The following is a 26,676-nucleotide window of genomic DNA, read 5'->3' on the forward strand; positions in this document are numbered from 1 at the left end:
GGTTGAAACACTATAGCGCATGCGTAGAGCGAAAGAGGAAAGAAACGGGCGCGGACGAACGCCGCGCCGGGAGATTAGAAGCTCGCGCTCACACCCACATAAGGACCATCGGCAACGGCGTTATCACGACGCCCTTCTTTGCCGGTCATGTCGATGTAACGATAACCCGCTTCCACGGTCAGCGGACGCATAATGGTGTAGCGCGCGCCTGCGTTGGCTTCCTGGTACTCTTTAACGCCGCTGGAGAGCGAATCCGGTGAGTAATAATACTCGCCAAAGATGCTGAAGCTGCTGGCGATTTGCCACTGCAGACCACCGCCCACCGCGATAGCGTAGCCTTCGCTACCTGCGTTCGGGTTCAGGTAAACGCCTTTGCCGCCCACGGTGCCGAGGAATGGACCCAGCGGAATGTTGTACCCCAGCCCCAGACCGGCAATGTCGCCATCGTCTTCGCTGTGCGCCCAGTTACCGCTGACTGCAATACCACTTGTTTCAGTACCAAAACCAAAGCCCAGATTGGTGTAATCCTTACCAATCTGACCGCTCAGGCTAACAGCCTGCGCGCCGGCCGATACCAGCAACAGGCTGGCTAAACCTAATAAAGCAACGTTTTTCATTTCTGATTTTTTCCGCACATAACGGGCCAATGCCCAAAAGCTCCTGATTGTACGCCTATTTTTATGCCAGAAGAATGAATAAAAAAAGCCTGAACTATAGCCAGCGTCAATTTTTCTTCGCTCTCTGATGCTATAACAATCAACACGGAATCAATGACTCTTAAGGAAAAGCCATGCGACAACGGACAATCGTCTGCCCTCTTATTCAGAACGACGGTGCTTACCTGTTATGCAAAATGGCCAATGACCGGGGCGTTTTTCCTGGCCAGTGGGCCTTATCTGGCGGCGGTGTTGAACCGGGAGAGCGGATCGAAGAGGCGCTGCGCCGTGAGATTCGCGAAGAGCTGGGCGATAAACTGCAACTGAGCCAGATAACACCGTGGACATTTCGCGACGATGTGCGGCTAAAAACCTACCCCGATGGCAGCACAGAACAAATCTATATGATTTACCTGATCTTTGATTGCGTGAGCGCTAACCGTGAAATTGAAATTAATGAAGAGTTTCAGGCTTACGCCTGGGTCGCACCGGCGGATCTGCATCGCTATGACCTGAATGAGGCAACCCGCTTGACGCTGAAGATGAAAGGGTTACTTTAACCCTGTGCCAGACTTGCAGGCCGCAACCTGCAAGTCTGCCCGGCTACCCGTTGGCCTTATTCAGCCCTTCAACCTGGCATTGACCCACTGCTGTAATGCCCGTCGGGAGATTTTAATCCCGCCATTTTTAAGCGCTTCTGGCAACGCCAGCCAGTGAACCGGCTGCTGGAACCGGGCCAGTTTATCCGCTACCCAGCCAGCAAACTGGCTGATATCGGTGTCGTCGTCACACTCCACGACCGCAACCGGGCGCTGACCGAACTCGGCATCCTCCACTGGCACCACCAGCACCTGCCGTACCCCGGCGTGGGTGGCAATCACCCGCTCCACCTCTTCCGGTTGAATGCCTTCACCGCCGCTGAAAAAGAGGTTATCGAGCCGACCCAGAATGGTCAGACGACCCGCTTTCAGCGCACCGCGATCGCGAGTCGCAAACCAGCCTTCGTGATTAGCGAGCGGCAACAGCTCCCCGTTGCACCAGTAACCTGCCGCCATACTCTCAGCCCGCAACCACACTTCATTATCAACAATTTTCACTTGCCGCCCCGGCAAGGCCTCGCCCACATCCGGTGCGCCGTCTGCCTCTTTCGCGCAGACAGTAGAGGCAAATTCAGTCAGGCCGTAGCCGCACCAGCTACGGATCCCCCGTTCGCGCGCCTGCTGCGTCAGCGCAACCGGAATGGCAGCACCGCCGAGCAGAACGGCTTTCAGCGCCACTGGCGCGTTGTCATTCAATAAACGCCACAGCTGTGTCGGAACCAGTGAGGCATGCGTGCAACCGACCAGTGCCTGCGCCAGCGGCAATTTATCGCGCACGGTAATACGCGCCCCGGCCAACAACCAGCGCCACAAAATGCCCTGCCCGGACACATGAAACAGCGGCAACGAGAGTAGCCAGTCATCTTCAGGTGCAAAGGGGATCAGCGAGAGTACGCCTTCAGCACTGGCAAGATGCGCGGCGCAGGTATGTACCGCCGCTTTCGGTAAACCTGTCGAACCGGATGTCAGCGTCATCGACGCCAGCCGCTGCGGCTGCCATGCTACAGCGTACTCCCCCTCCGCCGTATGCTGAACCAGCGCGGTCAGCTCGCTCACCGCCTCCTGTCCATCCACATCCAGGATAAACCGCAGCGTTAACTGCGGTAACAGCGTGGCCAGCAATGGCGCGGGAAGCTGAGGGTTGACCGGCAACACCCGCGCGCCACACTGCAATAACGCCAGCCAGGCCAGTAAGGTATGCGGGTGATTGCGGGCGCGCAGCATCACGCCGTCGCCCTCTTTCACCCCCTGACGGGCAAAACCGCTGGCCAGCGCATCCACACGAGCGCACAACGCGCGCCAGGTCAGGGTTTGCTGGTTAAGCCGGATTGCCACCTGCTCACCGCGCGTACTGCGCCAGTGCCGCCAGGGCCAATCAATAAACATCATAATAACGGTTCCAGTACATCCATCTGCAAACAGGGCAAATCACTGTCCGGCCAGCGGCGCAGCAGCTGCGCTTTCATCAAATGCAGCGTATCCAGCCCCGGAAGGGTCCCTGGCGTGAGCCAGGCGGCGATACGCGCCAGTTGCGTCAGACCAAGACTCGATTCGATCGAAGAACTGATCACCACCGTCAACCCGAGCGCTTTCGCCGCAGCCACCTGCTGCTGTACTTTCTGCAAACTGCCGGTGAGCGTCGGCTTGATAACCACAGCCCCGACACCTTCCTGCGCTTCAAAACGAAAATCCTCATCACGCAGGCTTTCATCCCAGGCAATGGTGATCCCCGTCTCGCGGGCAAAGGCCAGTGAATCCTCACGGGTTTTACACGGTTCTTCAAGAAATGCGATACGCGAGCGGTAGTCCGGATTCACATATTTCGCGAACTGCTGCGCTTTCAATGGCGTCCAGGCACGGTTGGCATCCAGCCGCAAATGCAAATCGTCAATCGACTCCAGCAGCAGGTTAACAACCATACCGTCACGTACCGCCTCATATAATCCGACCTTCACTTTCGCCACTTTCTCGCCGGGCAACGCAGCGAGTGTGGCAAACAGATCGTCCGGATCGCCTGCGCACAGCATCGCCGCGCGGTAATCCGCTGCTTGCGGCAGGGTGTTTTGCAGCTCCGCCAGTGCGCAACTGAGGCCAAAGGCCGCCGAAGGCAGTTCCGGCAACGGCAATAACTGCCCCTCAGACCAGGCGCGGGCCCAGGCGACAACAGCCTGCTGCGCCTCATCCAGCGTTTCCTGACTAAAGCCCGGCAGAGGGGAGATCTCCCCCCATCCTTCACATCCTGCGTCCTGCAAATGGACAAACAGGCCGTCGCGGGTTTTTAGCCGCCGATCCCGCAACACCACGCCCGCGTCGAGGGGGAGCTGCCAGCGGTAAACCTGCGCCTGGCGCATTATGGATTCCGTTTGAATTTGCTGAAGTCAGGCTGGCGTTTCTGGTTAAACGCGTTGCGACCTTCCTGCCCTTCTTCAGTCATATAGAACAGCATGGTGGCGTTACCGGCCAGCTCCTGCAGCCCGGCCTGGCCATCGCAGTCCGCATTCAGAGCCGCTTTCAGGCAGCGCAGCGCCATCGGGCTGTTTTGCAGCATTTCACGGCACCAGCGAACGGTCTCTTTTTCCAGTTCGGCAACCGGCACAACGGTGTTAACGAGCCCCATATCCAGCGCCTGCTGCGCATCGTATTGACGACACAGGAACCAGATCTCGCGGGCCTTTTTCTGCCCGACGATGCGCGCCATATAAGACGCACCCCAGCCGCCATCAAACGATCCGACTTTCGGGCCAGTCTGGCCGAAGATAGCGTTTTCCGCGGCAATGGTCAGATCGCACATCATATGCAGTACATGACCACCGCCAATGGAATAACCCGCAACCATGGCAACAACCGGTTTCGGACAGGTGCGGATCTGGCGCTGGAAGTCGAGCACGTTGAGATGGTGTACACCGGAGTCATCCTGATAGCCGCCGTAATCACCGCGCACTTTTTGATCGCCGCCCGCGCAGAAGGCTTTCTCGCCTTCCCCGGTGAGAATGATCACCCCGATGTTGTCGTCGTAACGGGCATCAGACAGCGCCTGGATCATCTCTTTCACCGTCAGCGGGCGGAATGCGTTACGCACCTGCGGGCGGTTAATGGTGATTTTGGCGATGCCGTCAGCAGACTTGTGGTAACGAATATCCGTGTAGCCTTCGGAACAGTCACGCCATTCAACCGGCGCGTAGAGCATGCTTTCTTCTGGGTAGATCATAGTGTGTCCTTTATCTCAAGACGCAGAATTCGCGCCAGGACAGCGGCAACACCCACGGGATTCTCCCGGTGCGCGTTGTGCCCGGCGGCAGGAATGGCGTGACAGTGGCGGGTGACTTGCGTCGCCAGCGCGCAAAATTTACTGTCGAATTCACCGTATAAATAATGAACTGAAAAAGGTAACGCGTGCAGCGCCGCCCGCAAATCGGGCTGGCAAGCCAGCGATGTCGCCTCCAGCATAGCGGCAAGCGATGCACCGTTGTTCTGACGCCGTAACGCGACTAACGCCGCGCGCTGCGAGGCATCCAGCGACGCAAAAACCGGCTGGCGGTACCAGGCGTCAAATACCTCATCCAGTGGCTGTTGGCGAAAACGCGCGGCCCAATGCGCATCGGAGAGCTGACGTTCTGTACGGGCAGCATCATCGGTCAGGCCAGGATGCCCCCCCTCGACCACCACCCCCTGTAGCCCGGTCGGGTACTGGCACGCGTGGTACATCGCCACGCGCGCGCCCAGCGAATACCCCACCAGCCAGTAGTGAGGTATGTTGTAACGCGTCAGTGTCGCCCGCAAGCAGGCATCCATCTCCACAAATGAGGTCACGGCGGTCTCCGCCGAGCCACCATGACCGGGTAAATCAAGGTACAGACGGGGAAAATCTGTCAGTGTCTCGCCGACGGTCTGCCATTCACGGTGATCGCCGGAAAAACCGTGCAAAAACACCAGCCATGGCTGCTGCTGCCGACCGGTTACCGTCTGCCCGTGTAAAATCACAGGTGGCTCACCTGCGCCAGCAAGTTTTGCAAGGTCTGCGCACCGTCGGTCTCTTTCACCACCAACTCAATCAGTGTCGCCCCGGCCTTGCTCCACGCGCCAGCAAAAGCCTGATCCAGTGCATCCCAGTTTTCCGGGCGATGATAATTCAGGCCAAACATGGCAGCAGCATGCGCAAAATCAACATGTTGCGGCATCAGATAAAATTGCTCTCGCTCCGCCGGAGGCGTAGGCAGCAACGAAAAAATTTGCCCGCCGTTATTGTTCACTACCACCAGCACAAAGGGGGCGGAAACCTGCCGCAGTAACGCCAGAGCGTTAAGATCATAGAGCGCGGAAAGATCACCAACGATCGCCAGCGTCGGTCGGGCACTGGCACGCTGCACACCTGCCGCTGTGGAGAGCAAACCATCAATGCCGCTCGCGCCACGGTTGCTGTAGACCGGATAACCTGCCGGAAGCTGCCCCAGCGCATCCACCAGCCGCACGACCAGACTGTTGCCGAGGAAAACCTGCCCCTGTTCCGGCAAATACGCCGTAATACGGTGCGCAAACTGGGCTTCGCCAAACGTGTCCCGCTGCGCGCTCACCCGCTCCCACGCTTGCGAGGAAAGCTGTTCAACCGCGCTGTACCAGGGCGCGCGCGGCTCCGCCGGGTGTTGTTCCAGCCACCCGGCCACATCCGATACCAACCGGCGGCCACGATGATGAGCAGGATCAAGCCGCCCAGGCAGCGAGTCAATCAACCAGTACTCTTGCGGCTCGCACACCGCCTGCCATTGCAGAAGACGTTTACCGGTCAGGCTGCTGCCAAATTGCAGGATAATCTGTGCCTGGTTCAGTTCGGTGACTGCCCGGGCGTTGCCGAGCCATAAGTCGGCGCAGGGCAATGGCTGCCCGGTTTGCGACAGCGCATCGCCAATCAGCGGCCAGCCAAGTGTTTTCGCCCAGTGTGCAAGTTGCTGACCTTCAGCGGCGCTCATACGCCCGGCGATGATCACGCCGCGCTTTTGCCGCCAGAAAAACCAGTCGCGCTGCTTTTCGCACTGCAACCGCGCAGGGGCTTGCAACCAGGGTTTGTCATCCTGCCACCACGCCCCGAGCGCCTGTAGCCACAGCAGATCGTTCTCATCCATGTCGCCATACAGCGGCTCAGCAAAAGGGCAGTTGATATGCACTGCACCACCGTGCAATGACCCCAGCAGATTATCAATAGCAGAAACCAACCAGCGCGCCGGAATATCCTGAGACGGACGTGGCAACGCCAGCGATTCCGTAGGATGCGAGGCAAACATGCCCGGCTGGCGGATAGCCTGATTCGCGCCGCAATCAATCAGCTCAGGGGGACGGTCAGCCGTGAGCAAAATCAGTTTTTCCCCGGTCAGCCCGGCTTCAATCAACGCAGGATAGAGATTTGCCACCGCCGTGCCGGACGTAACAATGACGGCCACTGGTTGCTTACTGGCTTTCGCCAGCCCTAACGCCAGGTGACCCAAACCACGCTCATCAAAATGGGTGTGATGGATAAAGGCGCGGTTTTCCGCAGCGGCCAGCGTTAAGGGTGTGGAGCGGGAGCCAGGGGCGATGCACACATGCCTGACGCCGTGACGAGTGAGGGCTTCGAGGATCACCGTCGCCCAGCGTCGGTTAAAGGAGCTTATAGACATGAGTTTGTCCGGTATCAATATTGCGACTTAGTATAAATAATCGAAAACCGCGTGTTTTTGATATGCGTCGGTTATGTGTGCGTAAGTCATAATAACGAGCGCAAACCTGCCGCTTTATTTTCGATTTCCTGCCACTCTTGCTCCGCATCAGAACCCGGCACAATGCCAGCCCCGGCATAAAGACGGACAGTGTTACCGTTGATTTTCGCCGAACGCAGCGCCACGCAAAATTCACTCTGCGCACGGGATAAATAGCCTGCGGAGCCGGCATACCATTCGCGCTCGAACGGCTCATGCTGTTGAATAAACGCCCAGGCTTCGCGACGCGGCAGCCCGGCGACAGCCGCCGTGGGTTGCAGCAACTGTAAGCACAGCGCATCATCCGGCGTTTGCAAATCGGTCCAGATACAGCGGCGTAAATGCTGCACCTTACGCAGCCGGATCACCTGCGGCGGTAATACCTCCAACGCGCCGGTTTCCCGTTGCAGGCGCTGGCAGATATCCTCCACGACCAGCATGTTTTCCCGCTGGTTTTTATCATCACTCATCAGCCAGTCGGCAAGACGCTGCGCCTGCTGGTCATCGTCATGACTGGCGACGGTGCCCGCCAGCGCTTCGGTGCGCAACGCCGTACCGCGCCGCCGCCACAACCGCTCAGGCGAGGAGCCTAAAAAAGCCTGTTGCGCATCGAAGGCAAACAAAAAGTGAAAGCAGTGATGGTTGAGGCGGCGACTGGCGGCCATCAGCGAGGCGGCATGCACAGCGTTGGAGAACGCGTAATCCGTTGCTCTGGCAAGGACCACTTTATCCAGCTCCGCTTTGTCGAGCGCACGAAGCGCCTGCGCCATCAGCGTCTCCCAGCCTTCGCGATCCGGAACATGTCGCTGTTCAACGCACACCTGTTGCGCACTCGCCAACGGTTTAAACGCCGTCAGCGTTTGCAGAAAATCCGCCGCGTGCACAGCATCATCATGCAAGGAGTGCTCGCTCAACAGATAGAGGCGTAATATCGCCTGCCCGCCTTCCCGTCGCCATTCCAGGCGCGGCAAAAACAGTGCGCCCTGCTGCAGATTAAACGCGTTCAGCCCCCATGCGCGAACATCGTCAGGGCATTGCTGTAAAAACTGCTGTGCAAGGGGTAATGAAGCAAAGTGGCGCAGCGCGCCAAGCGCGGCGGCTTCATCTTCGCCGCTACGCTGCTGCCAGTAAAACTGGGGGTAGACGGGCTGGCTGGCAAGCCAGGCAAGGGGATCGAACGAGTCATTTAACGGGAAAGGGGCATCAAAAAAGCAAAAACCGGGCGAATGGGGTAAATCGTCAGCCAGGCGGTTGTGCAGATGCTCCAGCGCAGAGGAAATGGAATACACGCGAACCCCTCCCTGTTAAAAACCACATAGTATACAAGGTACTTAGGGTAAGAGAAGTACCTCTTTCCAGGGAGGGGACGTGAGGTGTTAGCGGCGAGCTAACAGCAGCCCCAGCACCAGGCCGACAGCTGCACCTACACCAACGCCCTGCCACGGTTTTTCGTGCACGTAGTCGTCGGCGCGATAGACCGCTTTTTTGGCGCGGTAGTAGTAGGTGTCCGACGCGCTACTGACGCGGTTTTTCACCTCATTCAGCGCTTGTTCGGCACGGGCTTTAAGCTCGATATACTTCTGGTCAGCAGGGTCACCCGAGGAGCGGAGTACTTCTTCCAGCGTTTCGCTCAGCAGGGTCAGGTCGTCATCGATACGTGAATCATAAGAATGATATGACATCTCTTTTCTCCATGTTATGCACCTGTTTGCCCGCTAACTATAGACAATAGCCGCCGGTTACGCCTGACCTACCTCCCGCGCCATGCCGATGTGCAAAATACCATCTTCGTCATACACGTCGGTCACCGGCTGAAAACCAAAATGGCCATAGAAAGATTGCAGATGCGCCTGTGCACCCAGGTATAACGCGTGCTGCGGCCAGTTTTGCATACAGGAAAGTATCGCCCTTTCCATTAACTGGTAGCCCAGTTTTTCGCCGCGAACCTGCGCACTGACAATCACCCGTCCGATAACCACCGGCGACAGATCATCGTCACTTTTCAGAATCCTCGCATACGCCACCAGTTGGTCACCTTTCCAGCCGAGGATATGGCGGTTCTCTCCTACCAGATCGTCCCCGTCGATATCCAGGTAGGGACACGTCTGCTCAACAACAAACACTTCGCAGCGCAGTTTCAGCAGCGCATAGAGTTCTGCAACGGTTAATGCCGAATGGTGAAGGTCCTGCCAGCGGATCATATTCTGCTCCTTATTTATCATCACCTCGTTATACTAAATTTTTTTACATTCCGGCAAAGGACACGGCGTATTGTGGAATTGATTTTTTTAGGCACCTCGGCGGGCGTCCCCACGCGGGGGCGTAATGTCACCTCGCTGCTACTGAACTTGCAGCATCCCACGCGTGCGGGCCTGTGGATGTTCGACTGTGGTGAAGGCACGCAGCACCAGATGCTGCGCACCGCTTTTCATCCTGGCAAACTGGATAAGATTTTTATCAGCCATTTGCATGGTGACCATCTGTTTGGCCTGCCAGGGCTACTGTGTAGCCGCTCGATGGCGGGCAATGTCCAACCGTTACAGATCTATGGGCCAAAAGGGATCCGAGAGTTTGTCGAGACCGCGCTGCGTCTGAGCGGTTCGTGGACAGACTACCCGTTAACCATCGAAGAGGTCAGGCCAGGTCTGGTAGTTGATGACGGGCTTCGCAGCGTAACGGCTTACCCGCTTGCGCACCCGGTGGAGTGTTATGGCTTCCGCGTTGAAGAGCACGATAAACCCGGTGCATTAAATGCACAGGCGCTTGCTGCACAAGGCATTATGCCCGGTCCGCTGTTCCAGCGACTGAAAGCTGGTGAAACGATCACGCTGGAGGATGGGCGTAGTATTAATGGCGCCGATTATCTGGCACCGGCAACCAGGGGCAAAAAACTGGCGATATTCGGTGATACGTCGCCCTGCGAGGCGTCACTGGCGCTGGCACAAGGGGTGGATCTTATCGTGCATGAAGCAACACTTGAGAGCGCCATGGAAGAGAAAGCCAATAGCCGGGGTCACAGCTCAACGCGCCAGGCTGCGCAACTTGCTGCAGATGCAGGTGCGGGTCGTCTGGTGATTACCCATCTCAGTTCACGCTATGATGAGCGTGGCAGTCTGGCATTACTGGCAGAATGCCGAACAATATTTGCGCAAACGGTACTTGCAGAAGATTTTCTGGTTGTTCGTCTATGATGTGATATTGAGCACTCTATTTTTCCCTTAAGGTGCCGATAACAGTTTACACGCAGGCATTACTTATTGAGGGCATGATGGATAACTTCCAGAAAGACATCGATGACAGGGCGAATCTTACTCTGTCGAACCGGTTTGAACTGTTGCTGTTTCGCCTTGGCACATCGTTAGATGCCGCTAAATCCGAGCTGTTTGGCATTAACGTTTTTAAATTGCGCGAAATCGTTCCGATGCCCACCTTTACCCGTCCTGCGGGAATGAAGCCGCCATTGCTTGGCATGGTCAATATCCGCGATCAGGTGATCCCGGTGATTGACCTCGCCGCAGTGGCCGGGTGTAAGCCAGCAACAGGTCTCAATATTCTGCTGATCACCGAATATGCCCGTAGCGTGCAGGCATTTGCGGTGGAATCCGTAGAGAATATCATTCGCCTGGACTGGAAACAGGTTCACACCGCAGAGAAAGCGATCAATGGTCGCTATATCACCAGTATTGCCTGCCTGGATGAAGATAAGGACACCAACAACCTTGCAATGGTGCTGGATGTTGAGCAGATCCTGTATGACATTGTGCCTGCGGATCATGACGTACACGGCGATCACGTGCCGGATAAAAAATTCAACCTTAAACCGGGTTCGGTGGCTATCGTGGCAGAAGACTCCAAAGTGGCGCGCGCCATGCTGGAAAAAGGTCTCAACGCGATGCAAATTCCGAATGCTATGCATATCACCGGTAAAGATGCCTGGGAGAAAATCCAGGTCATGGCACAGCAAGCGGAATCAGAAGGCGTGCCGGTAAGTGACAAAATTTCGATGGTATTAACCGACCTCGAAATGCCGGAGATGGATGGCTTCACCTTAACGCGTCTGATTAAAACCGACCCGCGTCTGAAGAACATTCCGGTGGTGATCCACTCATCACTCTCCGGCAGCGCCAACGAAGATCACGTCCGCAAAGTTCAGGCGGATGGCTACGTCGCGAAGTTCGAAATTAACGAACTTTCCGCTGTGATTCAGGAAGTGCTCGACCGCGCGGCAAACAATATTCGCGGCCCGCTGATTAGCCACCATCAGATTGCCTCAACGCCGTTGCTGGCGAAGTAACCTTCCCGACATCGTTATTGACCCCCATAAAAAAACCGCCGATATCGGCGGTTTTTCTTTTCATCTTCCGGCTTATTACATCATTGGCATCGCCAGCTGTACGATGCTGATCAGCGGCTGCGGATAGATCCCCAGCAGCAGCACCAACAGGGCAGAGATCAGTACCACAATACCGCCCGCGCTGTATGCCCAGTCAGACGGCGCATCACGGTTCAATTGCTGCGGCGCACTCAGATAGAGGCTCACCGCCACGCGCAGGTAGTAGTACAAACCAATCGCAGAACCCAGAACGACCGCGCCCGTCAGCCACCACAGATGCGCCTGAACGCCCATCGCCAGGATGTAGAACTTACCGATAAAGCCTAAGGTCATCGGAATACCGGCCAGCGACAACATCATCACGGTCATTACCGCAGAGAGGATCGGACGGTGCCAGAACAGGCCGCGATAGGAATAGAGCGACTCCGCATCCGGGCCGCGATAAGGGCTGGACATCAGGCTCACTACACCGAACGCGCCAAGGCTGCTGAACAGATAGCCCGCCAGATAAACACCCACGGTCTCCATCGACATCTGACCGCTTTGCAGCGCAATCAGCGCCACCAGCAAATAACCCAGGTGGGAGATGGAAGAGTAACCGAGCAGACGTTTAATATTGGTCTGGCTCAGCGCCATCAGGTTACCGAAGATAATAGAGGCGAAGGCGATAATGCCCAACACCACACGCACGGCTTCACTGTTACCAACCGGCGCGTAGAGGAACAGACGCATCACCACACCAAAAATGGCGATCTTACTGGCGGTGGCCAGAAAAGTGGAAACCGGAGCAGGCGCGCCCTGGTAAACATCAGGCGTCCACAGGTGGAACGGCACCAGCGACAGTTTAAAGCCAAGGCCAACAATCATCAGCCCCAACCCCGTCAACAGCAGCGGTTCATGCAGCACGTTCTGACCCAGCGCTTTACCGATGGCGACAAACGCCAGGTTGCCAGTCTGCGCGTACACCAGTGCAATACCAAACAGCAGGAATGAAGAGGCCGCTGCGGAAAGAATGGTGTATTTGATACTGGCTTCCAGTGAGCGTTTCTGACGGAAGGCGTAGCCAACCAGGCCAAATAACGGCAGCGAAATCAGTTCAATACCGAGGAACAGCGACGCCATATGGTTAGCGTTCGCCAGCAAAATGCCGCCCAGAGCGGCAATCAGCACCAGCAGATAGAACTCTTCTTTGTTGTCGGTGTAACCTTCCAGCCACGGATAGGCGAAAGTACACGTGGCGAGGCTCGCCAGCAGCACCAGCCCGGTGTACAGCATGGCATAGCCGTCAACGCGCATCAGCGGGGTAACATCCATCGCCCCTGCCTGACCGACAAACCACAGGGAGAGCAGCGCGACGTTGAGACCAATGACCGACAGCGTGGCATTGAGGAAATGGTTGCGTCGCCACGCAATGGAGAGCATCACAACCACCACCGTCAATCCGACGATCAGCAGCGGCAGCAGCGCAATCAGGTGTTGTGGAGTTATTGTCATGGCGATTTACGGCCTTGTAGTAGTAACGGAATTAACAAACCACTGCTGGATATTGCCCATCGCGGAATGCGAGGTATCCAGAATCGGCTGCGGATAGAAGCCGAGCAGTACCAGAAGCACGACCAGAATCAGGATCATAAACAGTTCGCGCAGTGACAACCCCGGCAGCTCAGCGCTGGCCAGTTCGCTCTTCGCTTTACCGAAGTAGGCGCGGTGCAGCATCGCCAGCGAATAAACTGACGCAAAGACCAGACCGAAGGTGGAAATCACGGTGATCACCGGCACGACCTGATAGCTGCCGAAGAGGATCATAAACTCACCGACGAAGTTCCCCGTTCCCGGCATACCAAGCGTTGCCACGGCAAAGAACATCGACAGCGCCGGCAACCATTTAATCTTGCCCCACAATCCACCCATCATCCGCATATCGCGGGTATGCAGGCGTTCGTACAACTGGCCGCAAAGAATAAACAGACCGGCCGCAGAGAGACCATGCGCAATCATCTGGATAACCGCGCCCTGGTACGCCAGCTGGTTACCGGTGTAAATCGCAATCAGCACGAAACCCATGTGCGACACAGATGTGTAGGCAATCAGACGTTTGATATCGGTCTGGGTGAAGGCCATCCACGCACCGTAGAAAATGCCGATAACACCCAGCCACATGGCGATGGGCGCAAACTCTGCCGACGCGTTAGGGAACAGCGGCAGCGAGAAGCGCAGCAGACCGTAGGCCGCCGTTTTCAGCAGGATCCCTGCGAGGTCCACGGAACCAGCGGTCGGCGCTTGTGAGTGCGCGTCCGGCAACCAGCCATGCAGCGGTACCACCGGCATTTTCACTGCAAAGGCAATGAAGAAGCCGAGCATTAACAGGTATTCGACGTTGTCAGACATCGGCGTTTTCAGCAGATCCTGATAATCGAAAGTCCATACGCCCGTCGCGTTGTAGTGCACCAGCACCAGCGCCAGGATGGCAATCAACATCACCAGACCACTGGCCTGGGTATAGATGAAGAATTTAGTCGCGGCGGTAATACGCGTCTTCCCGTCGGAGGCTTTGTGGCCCCACAGTGCGATCAGGAAGTACATCGGCACCAGCATCATTTCCCAGAAGAAGAAGAACAGGAACATGTCGATGGCAAGGAACACGCCGATAACGCCGCCCAGGATCCACATCAGGTTAAGATGGAAGAAGCCCTGGTATTTTTCGATTTCACGCCAGGAGCAAAGCACCGCCAGCACACCGAGGAAACCCGTCAGGGTCACCATCAGCAACGACAGGCCATCCAGACCGAGATGGATACTGATGCCAAAGCGCGGGATCCAGTCCAGTTTGAACGACTCCTGCCATTGCGGGAACTGGGTGGCCTGCGTCAGAGAGTAGCCGCCCTGCAACCAAAGATGCAGAGAGAGTGCCAGCGTCAGTCCCATGGTAATCAGCGCGATCCAGCGCGGCACCTTCACGCCGAAGCGTTCGGTCTGCCAGCAGAGGAAGCCGCCGATAAAGGGGATGAGTATTAGCCAGGGTAATAACATGGCGGTGTATGTCCCTTATATTAATTCCTGTTCAGGCTATCGTGCTCGCCAGCCTGATTAGCAGGAATACTTACCTAAAATATGTTTTCATCGGAGGCGGAGTTCCCCGCCTCACAACTCACACAAACTCAACGCAATACCATCAACAGCGCCAGCACCACAACGGCACCAATGCTCATCGACGCCACATACCAGCGCAGGTATCCGTTCTCGCTAAACAGCAGACCTTTGCCTGCAAAGCGGGACAGGATCGCCGGGATGTTCATCAGTGCATTCAGCGGGTCGCTCTTCAGCAGCCACGCAATACCGAGGTACGGTTTGACGAATACGCGATCGTACAGCCAGTCGAAGCCCCAGGCATTGAACCACCAGGTACCGAAGAAGCGCCCTGCCGCACTGTTGGCAACCGAAGTCACCAGCGTACGTTTACCCAGCCACAGCCAGGCGGCCAGCAGGATACCGATGATCGCTACCGCACCAGACGCGACTTCCAGCATCACCACACTGCTGTGCGCAAGCTCGGTGGTATCCGGCAGTACGCCTTTCAGCGGCGGCACAATCATTGCGCCAATAAAGGTGGAGAGCACCAGCAACACGATCAGCGGCAGATGATGGGTGATGCCCTTCCCTGCATGCGCGTGAATTTGTTCTTTCCCGTGGAAAACGATGAAAATCAGGCGGAAGGTATACAGCGATGTCATAAACGCACCGACCAGGCCCGCGATCATCAGATTGATATGACCGTTAGCCACTGCACCTGCCAGGATCTCATCTTTACTGAAGAAACCGGCGGTCAGCATCGGCAGCGCAGACAGCGCGGCGCCCCCCACCAGGAAGCAGACATACACCAGCGGAATCGACTTACGCAGACCGCCCATTTTGAAGATGTTCTGTTCGTGATGGCAGGCGAGGATCACCGAACCGGACGACAGGAACAGCAGCGCTTTAAAGAACGCATGCGTCATCAGGTGGAAAATCGCCGCATCCCATGCCTGCACGCCCAGCGCCAGGAACATGTAACCAATCTGGCTCATCGTCGAGTACGCGAGTACGCGTTTGATATCCGTTTGCACCAGCGCGGCGAAACCGGCCATCAGCAACGTCACCGCACCGACAATACCCACCAAATGCAGCACTTCCGGCGTCAGCAGGAACAGACCATGAGTACGGGCAATCAGATAGACGCCTGCGGTCACCATGGTGGCGGCGTGGATCAACGCTGAAACCGGAGTCGGACCGGCCATTGCATCTGCAAGCCAGGTTTGCAACGGAAGTTGCGCGGATTTACCTACCGCACCGCCCAGTAACATCAGCGTTGCCCACATCAGCATGGTGTTGCCATTCGCAAAGTGCTGCGGTGCCAGTTCCACCATTTCGCGGAAGTTCAGCGTGCCCAGTTCGTTGTAGAGAATGAACAACGCAAACGCGAGGAACACATCACCAACACGGGTCACGACAAACGCTTTCATTGCCGCTGCGCCATTCTTTGGATCGGTGTAATAGAAACCGATCAGCAGGTAAGAGCACAGCCCCACGCCTTCCCAGCCGAGATACATCAGCAACAGGTTATCGCCCAGCACCAGCACCACCATGCTCGCAATGAACAGGTTGGTGTAAGCGAAGAAGCGGGAGTAGCCCTCTTCACCGCGCATATACCAGGAAGCGAACATGTGGATCAGGAAACCCACACCGGTCACGACTGACAGCATGGTTAACGACAGCCCGTCCAGCACCAGGTTGAAACCGATATTGAAATCGCCAACCGCCATCCAGGTCCACAGTGGTTTAGCGAAAGGCTGCTGACCATTGTTGAAAAAATCAACGCCGACAATCGCCGTGACCAGTGCCGCCAGACCAATCGACCCCACCCCCACGGTAGCGGAGAGGTTTTCTGACCAGCGCCCACGGGAAAAGGCCAGCAATACAAAGCCAATTAAAGGAAAAATAATGGTTAAGGCGAGCATGTTCATCCACGCATCTCACTTACTGAATCGATATTCAGATTCTGGCGGCGACGATGGAGTTGCAGCAGCAACGCCAGGCCAATGCTCGCTTCCGCAGCCGCGAGGCTGATCGCGAGGATATACATTACCTGACCGTCGGTCTGGCCCCAGTAGCTGCCCGCGACCACAAAGGCCAGCGCGGCGGCGTTAATCATGATTTCCAACCCAATCAGCATAAACAGCAGATTGCGGCGGATAACCAGACCGGTTAACCCCAAAACAAACAAAATCGCAGCGAGGATCAGTCCATGTTGCAAGGGGATCATGCGCGCTCCTCCGTTTTTCTTTTTGCGCGGTCATCAGCGCGATTGCTCAGCACTTCGCCCATACGATCTTCACGCCCTACGTGGAAGGCGACAACCAGACCAGCCAGCAGCAGCATTGACGCCAGCTCGACCGCCAGTACGTAAGGACCAAACAGTGTGATGCCGACCTCTTTCGCATTGATCGGCGTACCCTCGATGCCCTGATCGTTCACGCCAAGGATGGCATAAATCATGACCACCAGCAGTACGGCGGAGAGCAGTGCCGGACCTACCCAGATTTGCGGAGAGAGCCAGTTGCGCTCCTGCTCGACAACGGTATTGCCCAGGTTGAGCATCATCACCACGAACACAAACAGCACCATGATGGCCCCGGCGTAAACGATGATCTCCAGCGCACCGGCGAAGTACGCGCCGAGTGAGAAGAAAACCCCGGCAATCGCCAACAGGGACACAATCAGGTACAGCAACGCATGCACCGGGTTGGTATGCGTAATCACGCGAACCGTCGTCAGGATGGCGACCAGGCCACAGATATAAAAAGCGAACTCCATTGCCCTCTCCTTACGGTAACAGGCTCTTGACGTCGATAGGTTTGGCTTCGTTTTCCGCTTCACCTTTATCTTTGCCGTCGATTGCCATACCTGCCATCCGGTAGAAGTTATATTCCGGGTATTTACCCGGACCGGAGATCAGCAGATCCTCTTTTTCGTACACCAGATCCTGACGCTTAAACTCGCCCATTTCGAAATCCGGCGTGAGCTGAATAGCTGTTGTCGGGCACGCTTCTTCACACAGGCCGCAGAAGATGCAGCGGGAGAAGTTGATACGGAAAAACTCCGGATACCAGCGCCCATCCTGCATCTCCGCTTTTTGCAACGAAATACAGCCTACCGGACAGGCTACCGCGCACAGGTTACAGGCAACGCAGCGCTCAGAACCGTCCGGATCGCGCGTCAGCACAATACGGCCACGATAGCGCGGCGGCAGGTAAACAGGCTCTTCCGGATACATCCGGGTTTCGCGTTTCGCAAACGCGTGCAGGCCAATCATCCAGATACTACGGACCTGGGTGCCGAAGCCCACGATTAATTCTTTTAACGTCATGGTCTTTTCACCCCTTATTGCGCTTGCCAGAGAATGACGGCCGCCGTTCCCAGCAAGTTAATCAGCGTCAGCGGCAGGCAGATTTTCCAGCCGAACGACATCACCTGGTCATAACGCGGACGCGGTAACGCAGCGCGGATCAAAATAAACATCATCATAAAGAACGCGGTTTTGAGCGCGAACCAGATGAATGGCGGTAAGAACGGCCCGTGCCAGCCACCGAAGAAGAGCGTGACCATCAAGGCGGAAATGGTGACGATACCGATATATTCACCAACGAAGAACAGACCGAATTTCATACCGGAATATTCGATGTGGTAACCATCCGCCAGTTCCTGCTCTGCTTCCGGCTGGTCAAACGGATGGCGGTGACACACCGCCACACCCGCGATTGCAAACGTCACAAAACCGAAGAACTGCGGGATAACGTTCCACAAACCTGTCTGGCTGTTGACGATATCGGTCATATTGAATGAACCGGCCTGAGCGACAACCCCCATCAGGGAAAGCCCGAGGAACACTTCGTAGCTCAGCGTCTGCGCAGATGCGCGCATCGCTCCCAGCAAAGAGTATTTGTTGTTGCTCGACCAGCCGGCAAACAGCACCGCGTAGACGGCCAGGCCTGCCATCATCAGGAAGAAGAGGATCCCGATGTTCAGGTCGGCCACCACCCAGGTGGGGCTGACCGGCACAATGGCAAACGCTAACAGCAGTGAGGTAAACGCAATCATTGGCGCAAGCGTGAAGATCACGCGATCCGAGAATTGCGGGATCCAGTCCTCTTTAAAGAACATCTTAATCATGTCCGCCACCAGCTGGAGTGAGCCCCCCCAGCCGACGCGGTTCGGTCCGTAACGATTCTGGAACAGACCCAGCAGACGACGTTCGCCAAAGCTCATAAATGCGCCGCAGGTGACCACCACCAGCAGGATCACCACCGCCTTCAGGATGCATAACAGAATGTCGATAACATCCGGTGTTAACCAGCTCATGCTTGCGCCTCCTGCAGATTTTCAAGACGTGCTCCGGCCAGAACCGGCGCAATGCCCGGCATGCCCATCGGCAAACCGACCTGCCCTGCCGCCAGACCTTCAGAAACCTGCAACGGCAGGCTGATAGTCTGCCCTTCGTAGGTAAAGGAGATATGCGCACCCGCGTTAACACCAAGCTTCGCCGCATCGACCGGGTTAAGCTTGATGTACGGTTGCGGCATACGGCTCTGGAACACCGGCGAGCGCTGCGACAATTCGTCACTGCCGAACAGATGATAGTACGGAGCGATACGCCATTTGCCGTCCTGCGCTTCAAACGCGCCTGGTACGGATGTGAAGTAATCCAGCCCGGTTTCAGAGGCTTCAATCAGGCGTACGCCCGGATCGCCATGGCGCAGATGTCCCCCCACTTCATCCTGGAACTTGTTCCAGGCCTGCGGTGAGTTCCAGCCCGGCGCCCACGCGAACGGAATTTGCGAACGCGGTGCAGACGGCTGGTTGTTCCCTTCCATGGAGAAGGCAAACATGGTGTCTTTATCCTGCGGCTGACGCGGCTCATGCACGCTGATATTGGCGCGCATAGCAGTACGTCCGCTGTAGCGATGCGGTTCACGCGCCAGTTTCTGCCCACGAATGCGGAAGCTGGCATCCGGCGCGGCGTCTTTAATACCGGCCAGTTGCGGCAAGGCTTCTACCACTGCGTCGATCACATGATCAAGCTGTGTCCAGTCCACCTCGCGGTTTTGTACGGTGCTGTGCAGTGAGTGCAGCCAGCGCCAGCTCTCCAGCATCAGGGTTTTGCTGTCGTAATAGCTCGGGTCATACACCTGGAAGAAGCGCTGCGCGCGGCCTTCGTTATTGATGACCGTACCGTCGCTTTCCGCAAAACTTGCGGCAGAGAGCACGAGGTGCGCCTTGTCCATGATCGCCGTGCGCTGGTGATCAATCACCAGTACCAGTGGTGCTTTCGCCAGTGCGGCGTCAACGCGGGCTGCGCTGGCATGACGGTGCAGATCGTTTTCCAGCACCACAACCGCGTCTGCACTGCCGCTTTCCAGCTCAGCCAAGGCATCATCGAGGCTACCGCCGCCGATCAGGCCAAGACCCATACTGTTCACCGAACGGGCAATCATCGTCACGCCGACATCGGAACCACGGCCTTTCAGCGCTTTGGCGACGTTTGCCGCCGCGTGGATCACGTCGGCGCTGCCGGCGTTCGTACCGGAAATAATCAGCGGTTTTTTCGCCCCGGCCAGCGCCTGAACGATAACATCCACTTTGCTCTTCAGGTCGTTGCTCAGGCCGTCGACCGCCGGAGCGGAATCATCCAGCGCGTGAGCGATAGCGAAGCCTAACCGCGCCTGATCTTCCACCGGAGCGCAGTAGGTCCACGCGGCGATATCATCCAGGCGAGTGCTGTCGATGTTAGTGACGAACAGCGGATGTTTGGCACGCTGACCAATGTTCATGATTGCGGCAATCTGCCAGTCGGCGACTTTTTGCGCCGCCGCCATTTCACGGGCTTTGCCTTTCACTGCCTGACGGACAGCCAGAGCGACACGTGCGCCCGTCTGCGTGATGTCTTCTCCCAGGATCAGCACCGCGTCATAGGATTCGATTTCGCGCAACGCCGGGGTATGGATACCGCCTTCGCGCAGCACTTTCAGCGCCAGCTCCAGACGTTGTTGCTCGCCTTTTGCAATGCCGGTATAGAAGTTTTCCGCACCGACCAGTTCACGCAGCGCAAAGTTGCTCTCCACGCTGGCGCGCGGCGAGCCAATACCGATCACTTTCTTCGACTGACGTAGAATATCCGCTGCGCCCTGCATCGCCTGCTCGGCGTTAAGGGTGATCAGATCGTCGCCACGACGCTGAACCGGCTGACGCGGACGGTCTTTCAGGTTGACGTAGCCGTAGCCGAAACGACCGCGGTCGCACAGGAAATAGTGGTTAACCGTACCGTTATAACGGTTTTCGATGCGACGCAGCTCGCCATAACGTTCGCCCGGACTGGTGTTGCAGCCCAGCGAGCACTGCTGGCAGATGCTCGGTGCGAACTGCATATCCCATTTACGGTTATAACGTTCGGAGTGGGTTTTGTCTGTGAATACGCCAGTCGGGCAGATTTCCACCAGGTTGCCGGAGAATTCACTTTCCAGCACGCCGTCTTCCGGACGCCCAAAGTAGACGTTATCGTGCGCGCCATAGACGCCAAGATCCGTGCCGTCTGCATAGTCTTTGTAGTAACGCACACAGCGATAGCAGGCGATGCAGCGGTTCATTTCGTGAGAGATGAACGGCCCCAGATCCTGATTGCGGTGAGTACGCTTGGTAAAGCGATAGCGACGGAAGCTGTGACCGGTCATCACGGTCATATCCTGCAGGTGGCAGTTGCCCCCCTCTTCGCAAACCGGGCAATCGTGCGGGTGGTTGGTCATCAACCACTCCACGACGCTTTCGCGGAATTGCTTCGCTTCATCATCGTCGATCGAAATGAAAGTACCGTCGGATGCCGGTGTCATACAGGACATCACCAGGCGGCCACGCGTGTCTTCCGCGTTTTGATATTGCTTCACCGCACACTGGCGGCACGCACCCACGCTCCCCAGCGCCGGATGCCAGCAAAAATAAGGAATATCAAGGCCCAGGGAGAGACATGCCTCAAGCAGGTTGTCCGCCCCATTTACCTCGTATTCTTTGCCGTCTACATGAATAGTAGCCATTAGCATGCTTCCAGTTGTCTCAGTCCGCGACTGAGAGTTAATCAAAATTCTGTTCGCGTCCCCTCACCGGTTCAGGATGAGGGGAGAACCATTACCAGCGCGCTTTCAGCAAGTTTGGCTGGATACCGCCAATCGCATGGGTATTGCTGAATTGCTGTTTGATGCCCGCTTCAAACTCTTCGCGGAAATATTTAATCGCGCTCTGTAACGGTTCCACCGCACCTGGCGCATGCGCGCAGAAGGTTTTACCCGGCCCGAGTTGTCGACACAGTTGCTCAAGTGTCTCGATATCTCCGGGCTGGCCTTCACCACGCTCCAGCGCTCGCAGGATTTTTACGCTCCACGGCAGGCCGTCGCGGCATGGCGTACACCAACCGCACGACTCGCGTGCGAAGAACTCTTCCAGGTTACGCACCAGCGAAACCATGTTGATTTCATGGTCAACGGCCATCGCCAGCGATGTGCCCAGACGGCTTCCCGCTTTACCGATGCTTTCGAACTCCATCGGCAGGTCAAGGTGCGCTTCGGTCAGGAAGTCAGTACCCGCACCGCCCGGCTGCCAGGCTTTAAACTTCAGGCCATCGCGCATGCCGCCCGCGTAATCCTCAAGAATTTCACGGGCCGTGGTGCCGAACGGCAGTTCCCACAGACCGGGGTTTTTCACGCGGCCAGAGAAGCCCATCAGCTTGGTGCCAGTATCTTTACTGGTCGAAATATTCTGATACCACTCAACACCGTTTGCCAGGATAGCCGGAACGTTGCACAGGGTTTCGACGTTGTTAACACAGGTCGGTTTCCCCCACACGCCGGAACTTGCCGGGAAAGGCGGTTTGGAACGCGGGTTAGCACGGCGACCTTCCAGCGAGTTAATCAGCGCGGTCTCTTCACCACAGATATAACGCCCGGCCCCGGTATGCACGAACAGCTCAAAATCAAAACCGGTGCCGAGGATATTTTTACCCAGCAGTCCGGCTTCAGTCGCTTCTGCAATGGCGCGGCGCAGGTGAACCGCTGCTTCAATATACTCACCACGCAGGAAGATATAGCCACGGTACGCTTTCAGCGCGAATGCCGAGATGAGCATACCTTCCACCAACAGGTGTGGCAGTTGCTCCATCAACAGGCGGTCTTTATAGGTGCCCGGCTCCATTTCATCCGCATTACACAGCAGGTAGCGGATATTCATCGATTCATCTTTCGGCATCAGACTCCACTTCAACCCCGTGGAGAAGCCCGCGCCGCCGCGGCCTTTCAGACCGGAGTCTTTTACCGCATTGACAATTTCGTCCGGCGCCATACCTGTTAACGCTTTACGCGCACCGGCATAGCCATTTTTGCTCTGATACTCGTCCAGCCACACCGGCTGTTTGTCATCACGCAGACGCCAGGTCAGCGGATGGGTTTCGGGAGTACGGATAACTGTTTTCATTTATACCGCTCCAGTAAATCAGGGATCCCTTCCGGTGTAAGATGACTGTGAGTATCCTCATCAATCATCATATTCGGGCCTTTGTCGCAGTTACCCAAGCAGCAGGTGGGAAGCAGCGTAAAGCGACCGTCGAAGGTAGTCTGGCCTGGCTTGATCTTCAGGTGGCTTTCAATCGCCGACTGAATGCCCTGATACCCGGTGATATGGCACACTACGCTGTCGCAATAGCGAATAACGTGGCGACCTACCGGCTGGCGGAAGATCTGGCTATAGAATGTCGCCACGCCTTCAACGTCGCTCGCCGGGATACCCAGAACATCGGCAATGGCGTAAATCGCGCCATCCGGCACCCAGCCACGCTGCTTCTGAACGATTTTCAGCGCTTCAATGGACGCCGCACGCGGGTCTTCGTAGTGGTGCTTTTCGTGCTCAATTGCCTCACGCTCTGCCGCACTCAGCTCAAAAGCCTCGGTTTGTGGTTGTTGATTCTCGTGCATAATTAGCGGTCCACATCTGACATAACAAAATCGATACTACCCAGATAAACGATAAGGTCGGAGACCAGGCTGCCGCGGATCGCCGACGGGATTTGCTGCAGGTGCGCAAAGCTCGGTGTACGAACGCGAGTACGGTAGCTCATGGTGCTGCCATCGCTGGTCAGGTAGTAACTGTTAATACCCTTGGTTGCCTCGATCATCTGGAAGGATTCGTTTGCCGGCATCACCGGTCCCCACGAGACCTGCAGGAAGTGAGTAATCAGGGTTTCGATATGTTGCAGCGTGCGCTCTTTCGGCGGCGGCGTCGTCAGCGGATGATCCGCTTTGAACGGGCCTTCCGGCATGTTGTTCAGGCACTGCTCAAGGATACGCAGGCTCTGGCGCAGCTCTTCAACTTTCAGCATCACGCGGGTGTAACAGTCGCTGACGCCGCCGCCCACCGGCACTTCAAAGTCAAAGTTCTCGTAACCGGAGTACGGACGTGCTTTACGCACGTCAAAGTCAATACCGGTCGCACGCAGGCCAGCACCGGTGGTGCCCCACTCCAGCGCCTCTTTTGCGCCGTAAGCGGCAACGCCCTGCGAGCGGCCTTTCAGAATGGTGTTACGCAGCGCCGCCTTCTCATAGGAAGCCAGACGTTTTGGCATCCAGTCGAGGAACTCGCGCAGCAGTCGATCCCAACCGCGCGGCAGATCGTGCGCTACACCGCCGATGCGGAACCAGGCCGGGTGCATACGGAAACCGGTAATGGCTTCCACCAGATCGTAGATTTTTTGACGATCGGTAAAGGCGAAGAACACCGGCGTCATCGCGCCTACGTCCTGAATAAAGGTTGAGATATAGAGCAAGTGGCTGTTGATGCGGAACAACTCAGAAAGCATCACACGGATGACGTTAACGCGATCCGGCACCGTAATGCCCGCCAGTTTTTCCACCGCCAGCACGTAAGGCATTTCGTTAACGCAGCCGCCGAGGTACTCGATACGGTCGGTATAAGGAATGTAGCTGTGCCAGGACTGGCGCTCACCCATTTTTTCCGCACCGCGATGGTGGTAACCGATGTCCGGTACGCAATCGACGATCTCTTCGCCATCCAGTTGCAGAATAATGCGGAATGCACCGTGCGCGGAGGGGTGGTTCGGGCCGAGGTTGAGGAACATAAAGTCCTCATTGTCGGTGCCGCGCTTCATACCCCAGTCTTCCGGTTTAAAGGTCAGCGACTCCATTTCCAGATCCTGCTTGGCTTTCGTCAGCTCAAACGGATCGAATTCGGTGGCGCGCGCCGGGTAATCTTTACGCAATGGGTGACCCGTCCAGGTCTGCGGCATCATAATGCGCGTCAAATGCGGATGACCGTTAAAGGTGATACCAAACATCTCCCAGGTTTCACGCTCGTACCAGTTGGCGTTCGGGAAGATTTTGGTCATCGTCGGCACGTTCAGATCGTTTTCAGCCAGTGCCACCTTCAACATGATGTCGCGGTTGCGATCGATAGAGATCAGGTGATAGAAAACGGAAAAATCCGCGGCGGGCAAACCAGCGCGGTGGGTGCGCAGACGTTCGTCCATGCCGTGCAGGTCGAACAGCATGACGTAAGGCTTCGGCAGTTTCTTTAAAAAATCGAAAACTTCCAGTAATTGCTCACGCTTAACCCAGACTACGGGTACCCCGGTGCGGGTCGCCTGAACGGTAAAGGCATCCGGCCCAAAACGGTTGCGCAATTCGCCAATGACCGGATCATCCAAATGATCCCGGGTCTGCCATGCGGCTTCTTGCGCAGTTAAATCGGTCATATTGTTCACCATTGCAAAGGGTCCGTGGTGACTGTCAGGTATGGCTTCGCGTTATTGGATTATTGAAATGCGAAGTTTCTTCCATTACCCGCAGGCGCAAATTAAATCTCGTCCGGCGTACGCAGATTGGTAATGGCAATGCGTTCGCCACGCTTACGGTCGCGTTCAGACTGCATATTGGCGCGGTAAACGCCCTGATCGCCGACCACCCATGAGAGCGGGCGACGTTCTTTGCCAATCGACTCCTGCAACAGCATCAGCGCCTGCATATAGGCTTCAGGACGCGGCGGGCAGCCTGGGATGTAAACATCCACCGGGATAAATTTGTCGACGCCCTGCACAACAGAATAGATGTCGTACATACCACCGGAGTTTGCGCAGGCTCCCATGGAGATAACCCACTTCGGCTCGAGCATCTGGTCGTAAAGACGCTGGATAACCGGCGCCATCTTGGTAAAACAGGTACCCGCCACCACCATCAGGTCGGCCTGACGAGGAGAGGCGCGCAGTACTTCTGCACCAAAACGCGCAACGTCGTGTACCGCAGTAAACGACGTCACCATCTCTACATAGCAACATGAAAGGCCAAAATTATAAGGCCAAATTGAGTTTTTACGGCCCCAGTTCACCATATCGTGCAGGGCATTTTCGAGCTTGCCCATATACACACTACGGTTGATCTCTTGTTCCAGGGGGTCGGTTACGATCTCCTGTTTTTGCAGGGGGTAACGGTCGTTCTCACCGTTAGGATCTATGCGGGTGAGCGTATAATCCATCTTATTGCCTCGCGGTTAGCGTTGACGATCAGTGTAGCTGTTAGTCTCTGGGTTCATGAGCTCGCGGCGCGAACGCGCGGGCGTCCAGTCCAGCGCGCCAATACGCACCAGATAAACGAGACCAGCCAGCAGCACTAAAATGAAAATTGCGGCTTCGACAAAACCGACCCAACCACTCTCGCGAATGGAGGTTGACCATGCGAATAAGTAGAGCGCTTCAACGTCGAAGATGACGAAGAACATGGCCACCAGATAGAACTTGGCAGACAGGCGTAAACGAGCGGAACCGACAGAATCGATACCCGATTCGAAAGGAACGTTTTTGTGCCTCGCGCGCGCGCGACCGCCTAAAAACCGACCGCCAATCAGCATGAAGCAGCACAAGCCAATGGCGACAATAAGAAAGATAGCGAATGCCCAATGATGAGCGATGATTTCAGTGGATGTTGACATACGCATTGCTTAACTCAAAAGGTAGCGTTAAAACCTCTGCTCTTGCTGGCAGATGACGCCACATCGATTCACGGGGAGGAATAAAAAACCACACATTTACTGTGTAAATAGCAAGTACAGCTAAACGATGTGGGTTTTTACTCCTTTCTATAACCTTTTGTCAACTTTAACAAAAGTTTACTCACATTAGTTTACATCGGCAGCAATCCATTAACATTTAATGCCGTTTTCGTGTTCAGCGTCGCGCTTTACCGAAAAAAAAACCGGTGTTGAATCGTGTCCGTTGTGAGTTTTCA

At 56.2% G+C, this 26,676-nt stretch carries 25 protein-coding genes; 3 read left to right on the forward strand and 22 right to left on the reverse strand.

Going from position 1 to position 26,676, the window contains the following annotated elements; all coding sequences use genetic code 11:
• Nucleotides 1-74: 74 nt before the first annotated feature.
• Nucleotides 75-617 (reverse strand): YfaZ family outer membrane protein, encoded by a 543-nt coding sequence (locus tag GA0061071_RS01665; protein ID WP_061499843.1) that lies wholly within the window; start codon nt 615-617, stop codon nt 75-77.
• Between the two features lie 173 nt (nt 618-790).
• Between GA0061071_RS01665 and nudI the strand changes: the two genes are divergently transcribed.
• A complete protein-coding gene (gene nudI, locus GA0061071_RS01670) occupies nt 791-1,216 on the forward strand; it encodes a nucleoside triphosphatase NudI (RefSeq protein WP_088238112.1) in 426 nt (141 codons plus the stop codon).
• 60 nt (nt 1,217-1,276) lie between these two features.
• Here the strand turns inward: nudI and menE are convergent, their stop codons facing one another.
• The 8 genes from menE to GA0061071_RS01710 all read right to left on the reverse strand — a co-directional run bounded on the left by menE (nt 1,277) and on the right by GA0061071_RS01710 (nt 9,182).
• Entirely contained in the window at nt 1,277-2,644 is a 1,368-nt protein-coding gene (gene menE, locus GA0061071_RS01675; RefSeq protein WP_088238113.1) for an o-succinylbenzoate--CoA ligase, read from the reverse strand.
• Nucleotides 2,641-3,606: an o-succinylbenzoate synthase gene (gene menC / locus GA0061071_RS01680; RefSeq protein WP_088238114.1), complete on the reverse strand. Its 966-nt coding sequence runs from the start codon at nt 3,604-3,606 to the stop codon at nt 2,641-2,643. Before menC ends, menE begins: the two co-directional genes overlap by 4 nt.
• On the reverse strand, nt 3,606-4,463 hold the full coding sequence (gene menB / locus GA0061071_RS01685) for a 1,4-dihydroxy-2-naphthoyl-CoA synthase (protein WP_088238115.1): 858 nt from the start codon (nt 4,461-4,463) through the stop codon (nt 3,606-3,608). Before menB ends, menC begins: the two co-directional genes overlap by 1 nt.
• The gene (gene menH / locus GA0061071_RS01690; RefSeq protein WP_088238116.1) at nt 4,460-5,236 is read right to left on the reverse strand and encodes a 2-succinyl-6-hydroxy-2,4-cyclohexadiene-1-carboxylate synthase; all 777 of its coding nucleotides are present in this window, start codon (nt 5,234-5,236) and stop codon (nt 4,460-4,462) included. Before menH ends, menB begins: the two co-directional genes overlap by 4 nt.
• A complete protein-coding gene (gene menD, locus GA0061071_RS01695; protein ID WP_088238117.1) occupies nt 5,233-6,903 on the reverse strand; it encodes a 2-succinyl-5-enolpyruvyl-6-hydroxy-3-cyclohexene-1-carboxylic-acid synthase in 1,671 nt (556 codons plus the stop codon). Before menD ends, menH begins: the two co-directional genes overlap by 4 nt.
• An 86-nt stretch (nt 6,904-6,989) precedes the next feature.
• The gene (gene menF / locus GA0061071_RS01700) at nt 6,990-8,270 is read right to left on the reverse strand and encodes an isochorismate synthase MenF (protein ID WP_088238118.1); all 1,281 of its coding nucleotides are present in this window, start codon (nt 8,268-8,270) and stop codon (nt 6,990-6,992) included.
• An 87-nt stretch (nt 8,271-8,357) separates the two neighbouring features.
• Nucleotides 8,358-8,663 (reverse strand): stress response protein ElaB, encoded by a 306-nt coding sequence (gene elaB / locus GA0061071_RS01705; RefSeq protein ID WP_061493935.1) that lies wholly within the window; start codon nt 8,661-8,663, stop codon nt 8,358-8,360.
• Between the two features lie 57 nt (nt 8,664-8,720).
• Nucleotides 8,721-9,182 carry a GNAT family N-acetyltransferase gene (locus GA0061071_RS01710; RefSeq protein WP_088238119.1) on the reverse strand — a complete coding sequence of 154 codons (462 nt, stop codon included), beginning with the start codon at nt 9,180-9,182 and terminating at the stop codon, nt 8,721-8,723.
• Nucleotides 9,183-9,254: 72 nt separating this feature from the next.
• Between GA0061071_RS01710 and rbn the strand changes: the two genes are divergently transcribed.
• The gene (gene rbn, locus GA0061071_RS01715) at nt 9,255-10,172 is read left to right on the forward strand and encodes a ribonuclease BN (protein ID WP_088238120.1); all 918 of its coding nucleotides are present in this window, start codon (nt 9,255-9,257) and stop codon (nt 10,170-10,172) included.
• 77 nt (nt 10,173-10,249) lie between these two features.
• On the forward strand, nt 10,250-11,275 hold the full coding sequence (locus GA0061071_RS01720) for a chemotaxis protein (RefSeq protein WP_061493932.1): 1,026 nt from the start codon (nt 10,250-10,252) through the stop codon (nt 11,273-11,275).
• 75 nt (nt 11,276-11,350) lie between these two features.
• Here GA0061071_RS01720 and nuoN read toward each other — a convergent pair whose 3' ends face one another.
• From nuoN to nuoA, 13 genes are all read right to left on the reverse strand, one after another.
• On the reverse strand, nt 11,351-12,808 hold the full coding sequence (gene nuoN, locus GA0061071_RS01725; RefSeq protein WP_061493931.1) for an NADH-quinone oxidoreductase subunit NuoN: 1,458 nt from the start codon (nt 12,806-12,808) through the stop codon (nt 11,351-11,353).
• A gap of 6 nt (nt 12,809-12,814) precedes the next feature.
• Nucleotides 12,815-14,344 (reverse strand): NADH-quinone oxidoreductase subunit M, encoded by a 1,530-nt coding sequence (nuoM, locus tag GA0061071_RS01730; RefSeq protein ID WP_061493930.1) that lies wholly within the window; start codon nt 14,342-14,344, stop codon nt 12,815-12,817.
• Between the two features lie 128 nt (nt 14,345-14,472).
• Complete coding sequence (gene nuoL / locus GA0061071_RS01735; protein WP_061493929.1) at nt 14,473-16,314, reverse strand: NADH-quinone oxidoreductase subunit L; 1,842 nt, start codon at nt 16,312-16,314, stop codon at nt 14,473-14,475.
• Nucleotides 16,311-16,613, reverse strand: a complete 303-nt coding sequence (gene nuoK / locus GA0061071_RS01740) for an NADH-quinone oxidoreductase subunit NuoK (protein ID WP_002463445.1) — start codon at nt 16,611-16,613, stop codon at nt 16,311-16,313. The genes nuoL and nuoK overlap by 4 nt, the downstream gene beginning before the upstream one ends.
• Entirely contained in the window at nt 16,610-17,164 is a 555-nt protein-coding gene (gene nuoJ, locus GA0061071_RS01745; protein WP_061493928.1) for an NADH-quinone oxidoreductase subunit J, read from the reverse strand. Before nuoJ ends, nuoK begins: the two co-directional genes overlap by 4 nt.
• Nucleotides 17,165-17,174: 10 nt before the next feature.
• Nucleotides 17,175-17,717 (reverse strand): NADH-quinone oxidoreductase subunit NuoI, encoded by a 543-nt coding sequence (gene nuoI, locus GA0061071_RS01750; protein ID WP_061493927.1) that lies wholly within the window; start codon nt 17,715-17,717, stop codon nt 17,175-17,177.
• A gap of 14 nt (nt 17,718-17,731) precedes the next feature.
• Nucleotides 17,732-18,709, reverse strand: a complete 978-nt coding sequence (gene nuoH, locus GA0061071_RS01755) for an NADH-quinone oxidoreductase subunit NuoH (RefSeq protein WP_088238121.1) — start codon at nt 18,707-18,709, stop codon at nt 17,732-17,734.
• A complete protein-coding gene (gene nuoG, locus GA0061071_RS01760; RefSeq protein ID WP_139109638.1) occupies nt 18,706-21,432 on the reverse strand; it encodes an NADH-quinone oxidoreductase subunit NuoG in 2,727 nt (908 codons plus the stop codon). Before nuoG ends, nuoH begins: the two co-directional genes overlap by 4 nt.
• A 91-nt stretch (nt 21,433-21,523) precedes the next feature.
• On the reverse strand, nt 21,524-22,861 hold the full coding sequence (gene nuoF, locus GA0061071_RS01765) for an NADH-quinone oxidoreductase subunit NuoF (RefSeq protein ID WP_061493924.1): 1,338 nt from the start codon (nt 22,859-22,861) through the stop codon (nt 21,524-21,526).
• Nucleotides 22,858-23,358 (reverse strand): NADH-quinone oxidoreductase subunit NuoE, encoded by a 501-nt coding sequence (gene nuoE, locus GA0061071_RS01770; RefSeq protein WP_039058775.1) that lies wholly within the window; start codon nt 23,356-23,358, stop codon nt 22,858-22,860. Before nuoE ends, nuoF begins: the two co-directional genes overlap by 4 nt.
• Before the next feature lie 2 nt (nt 23,359-23,360).
• On the reverse strand, nt 23,361-25,163 hold the full coding sequence (nuoC, locus tag GA0061071_RS01775; RefSeq protein ID WP_088238123.1) for an NADH-quinone oxidoreductase subunit C/D: 1,803 nt from the start codon (nt 25,161-25,163) through the stop codon (nt 23,361-23,363).
• Nucleotides 25,164-25,252: 89 nt separating this feature from the next.
• Nucleotides 25,253-25,927 carry an NADH-quinone oxidoreductase subunit NuoB gene (gene nuoB / locus GA0061071_RS01780; protein ID WP_088238124.1) on the reverse strand — a complete coding sequence of 225 codons (675 nt, stop codon included), beginning with the start codon at nt 25,925-25,927 and terminating at the stop codon, nt 25,253-25,255.
• Between the two features lie 15 nt (nt 25,928-25,942).
• Nucleotides 25,943-26,386 carry an NADH-quinone oxidoreductase subunit NuoA gene (gene nuoA / locus GA0061071_RS01785; RefSeq protein ID WP_061493923.1) on the reverse strand — a complete coding sequence of 148 codons (444 nt, stop codon included), beginning with the start codon at nt 26,384-26,386 and terminating at the stop codon, nt 25,943-25,945.
• Nucleotides 26,387-26,676 lie beyond the last annotated feature (290 nt).

The sequence above is a fragment of the Kosakonia oryzendophytica genome (genome assembly GCF_900094925.1).
Taxonomy (GTDB): Bacteria; Pseudomonadota; Gammaproteobacteria; order Enterobacterales; family Enterobacteriaceae; genus Kosakonia; species Kosakonia oryzendophytica.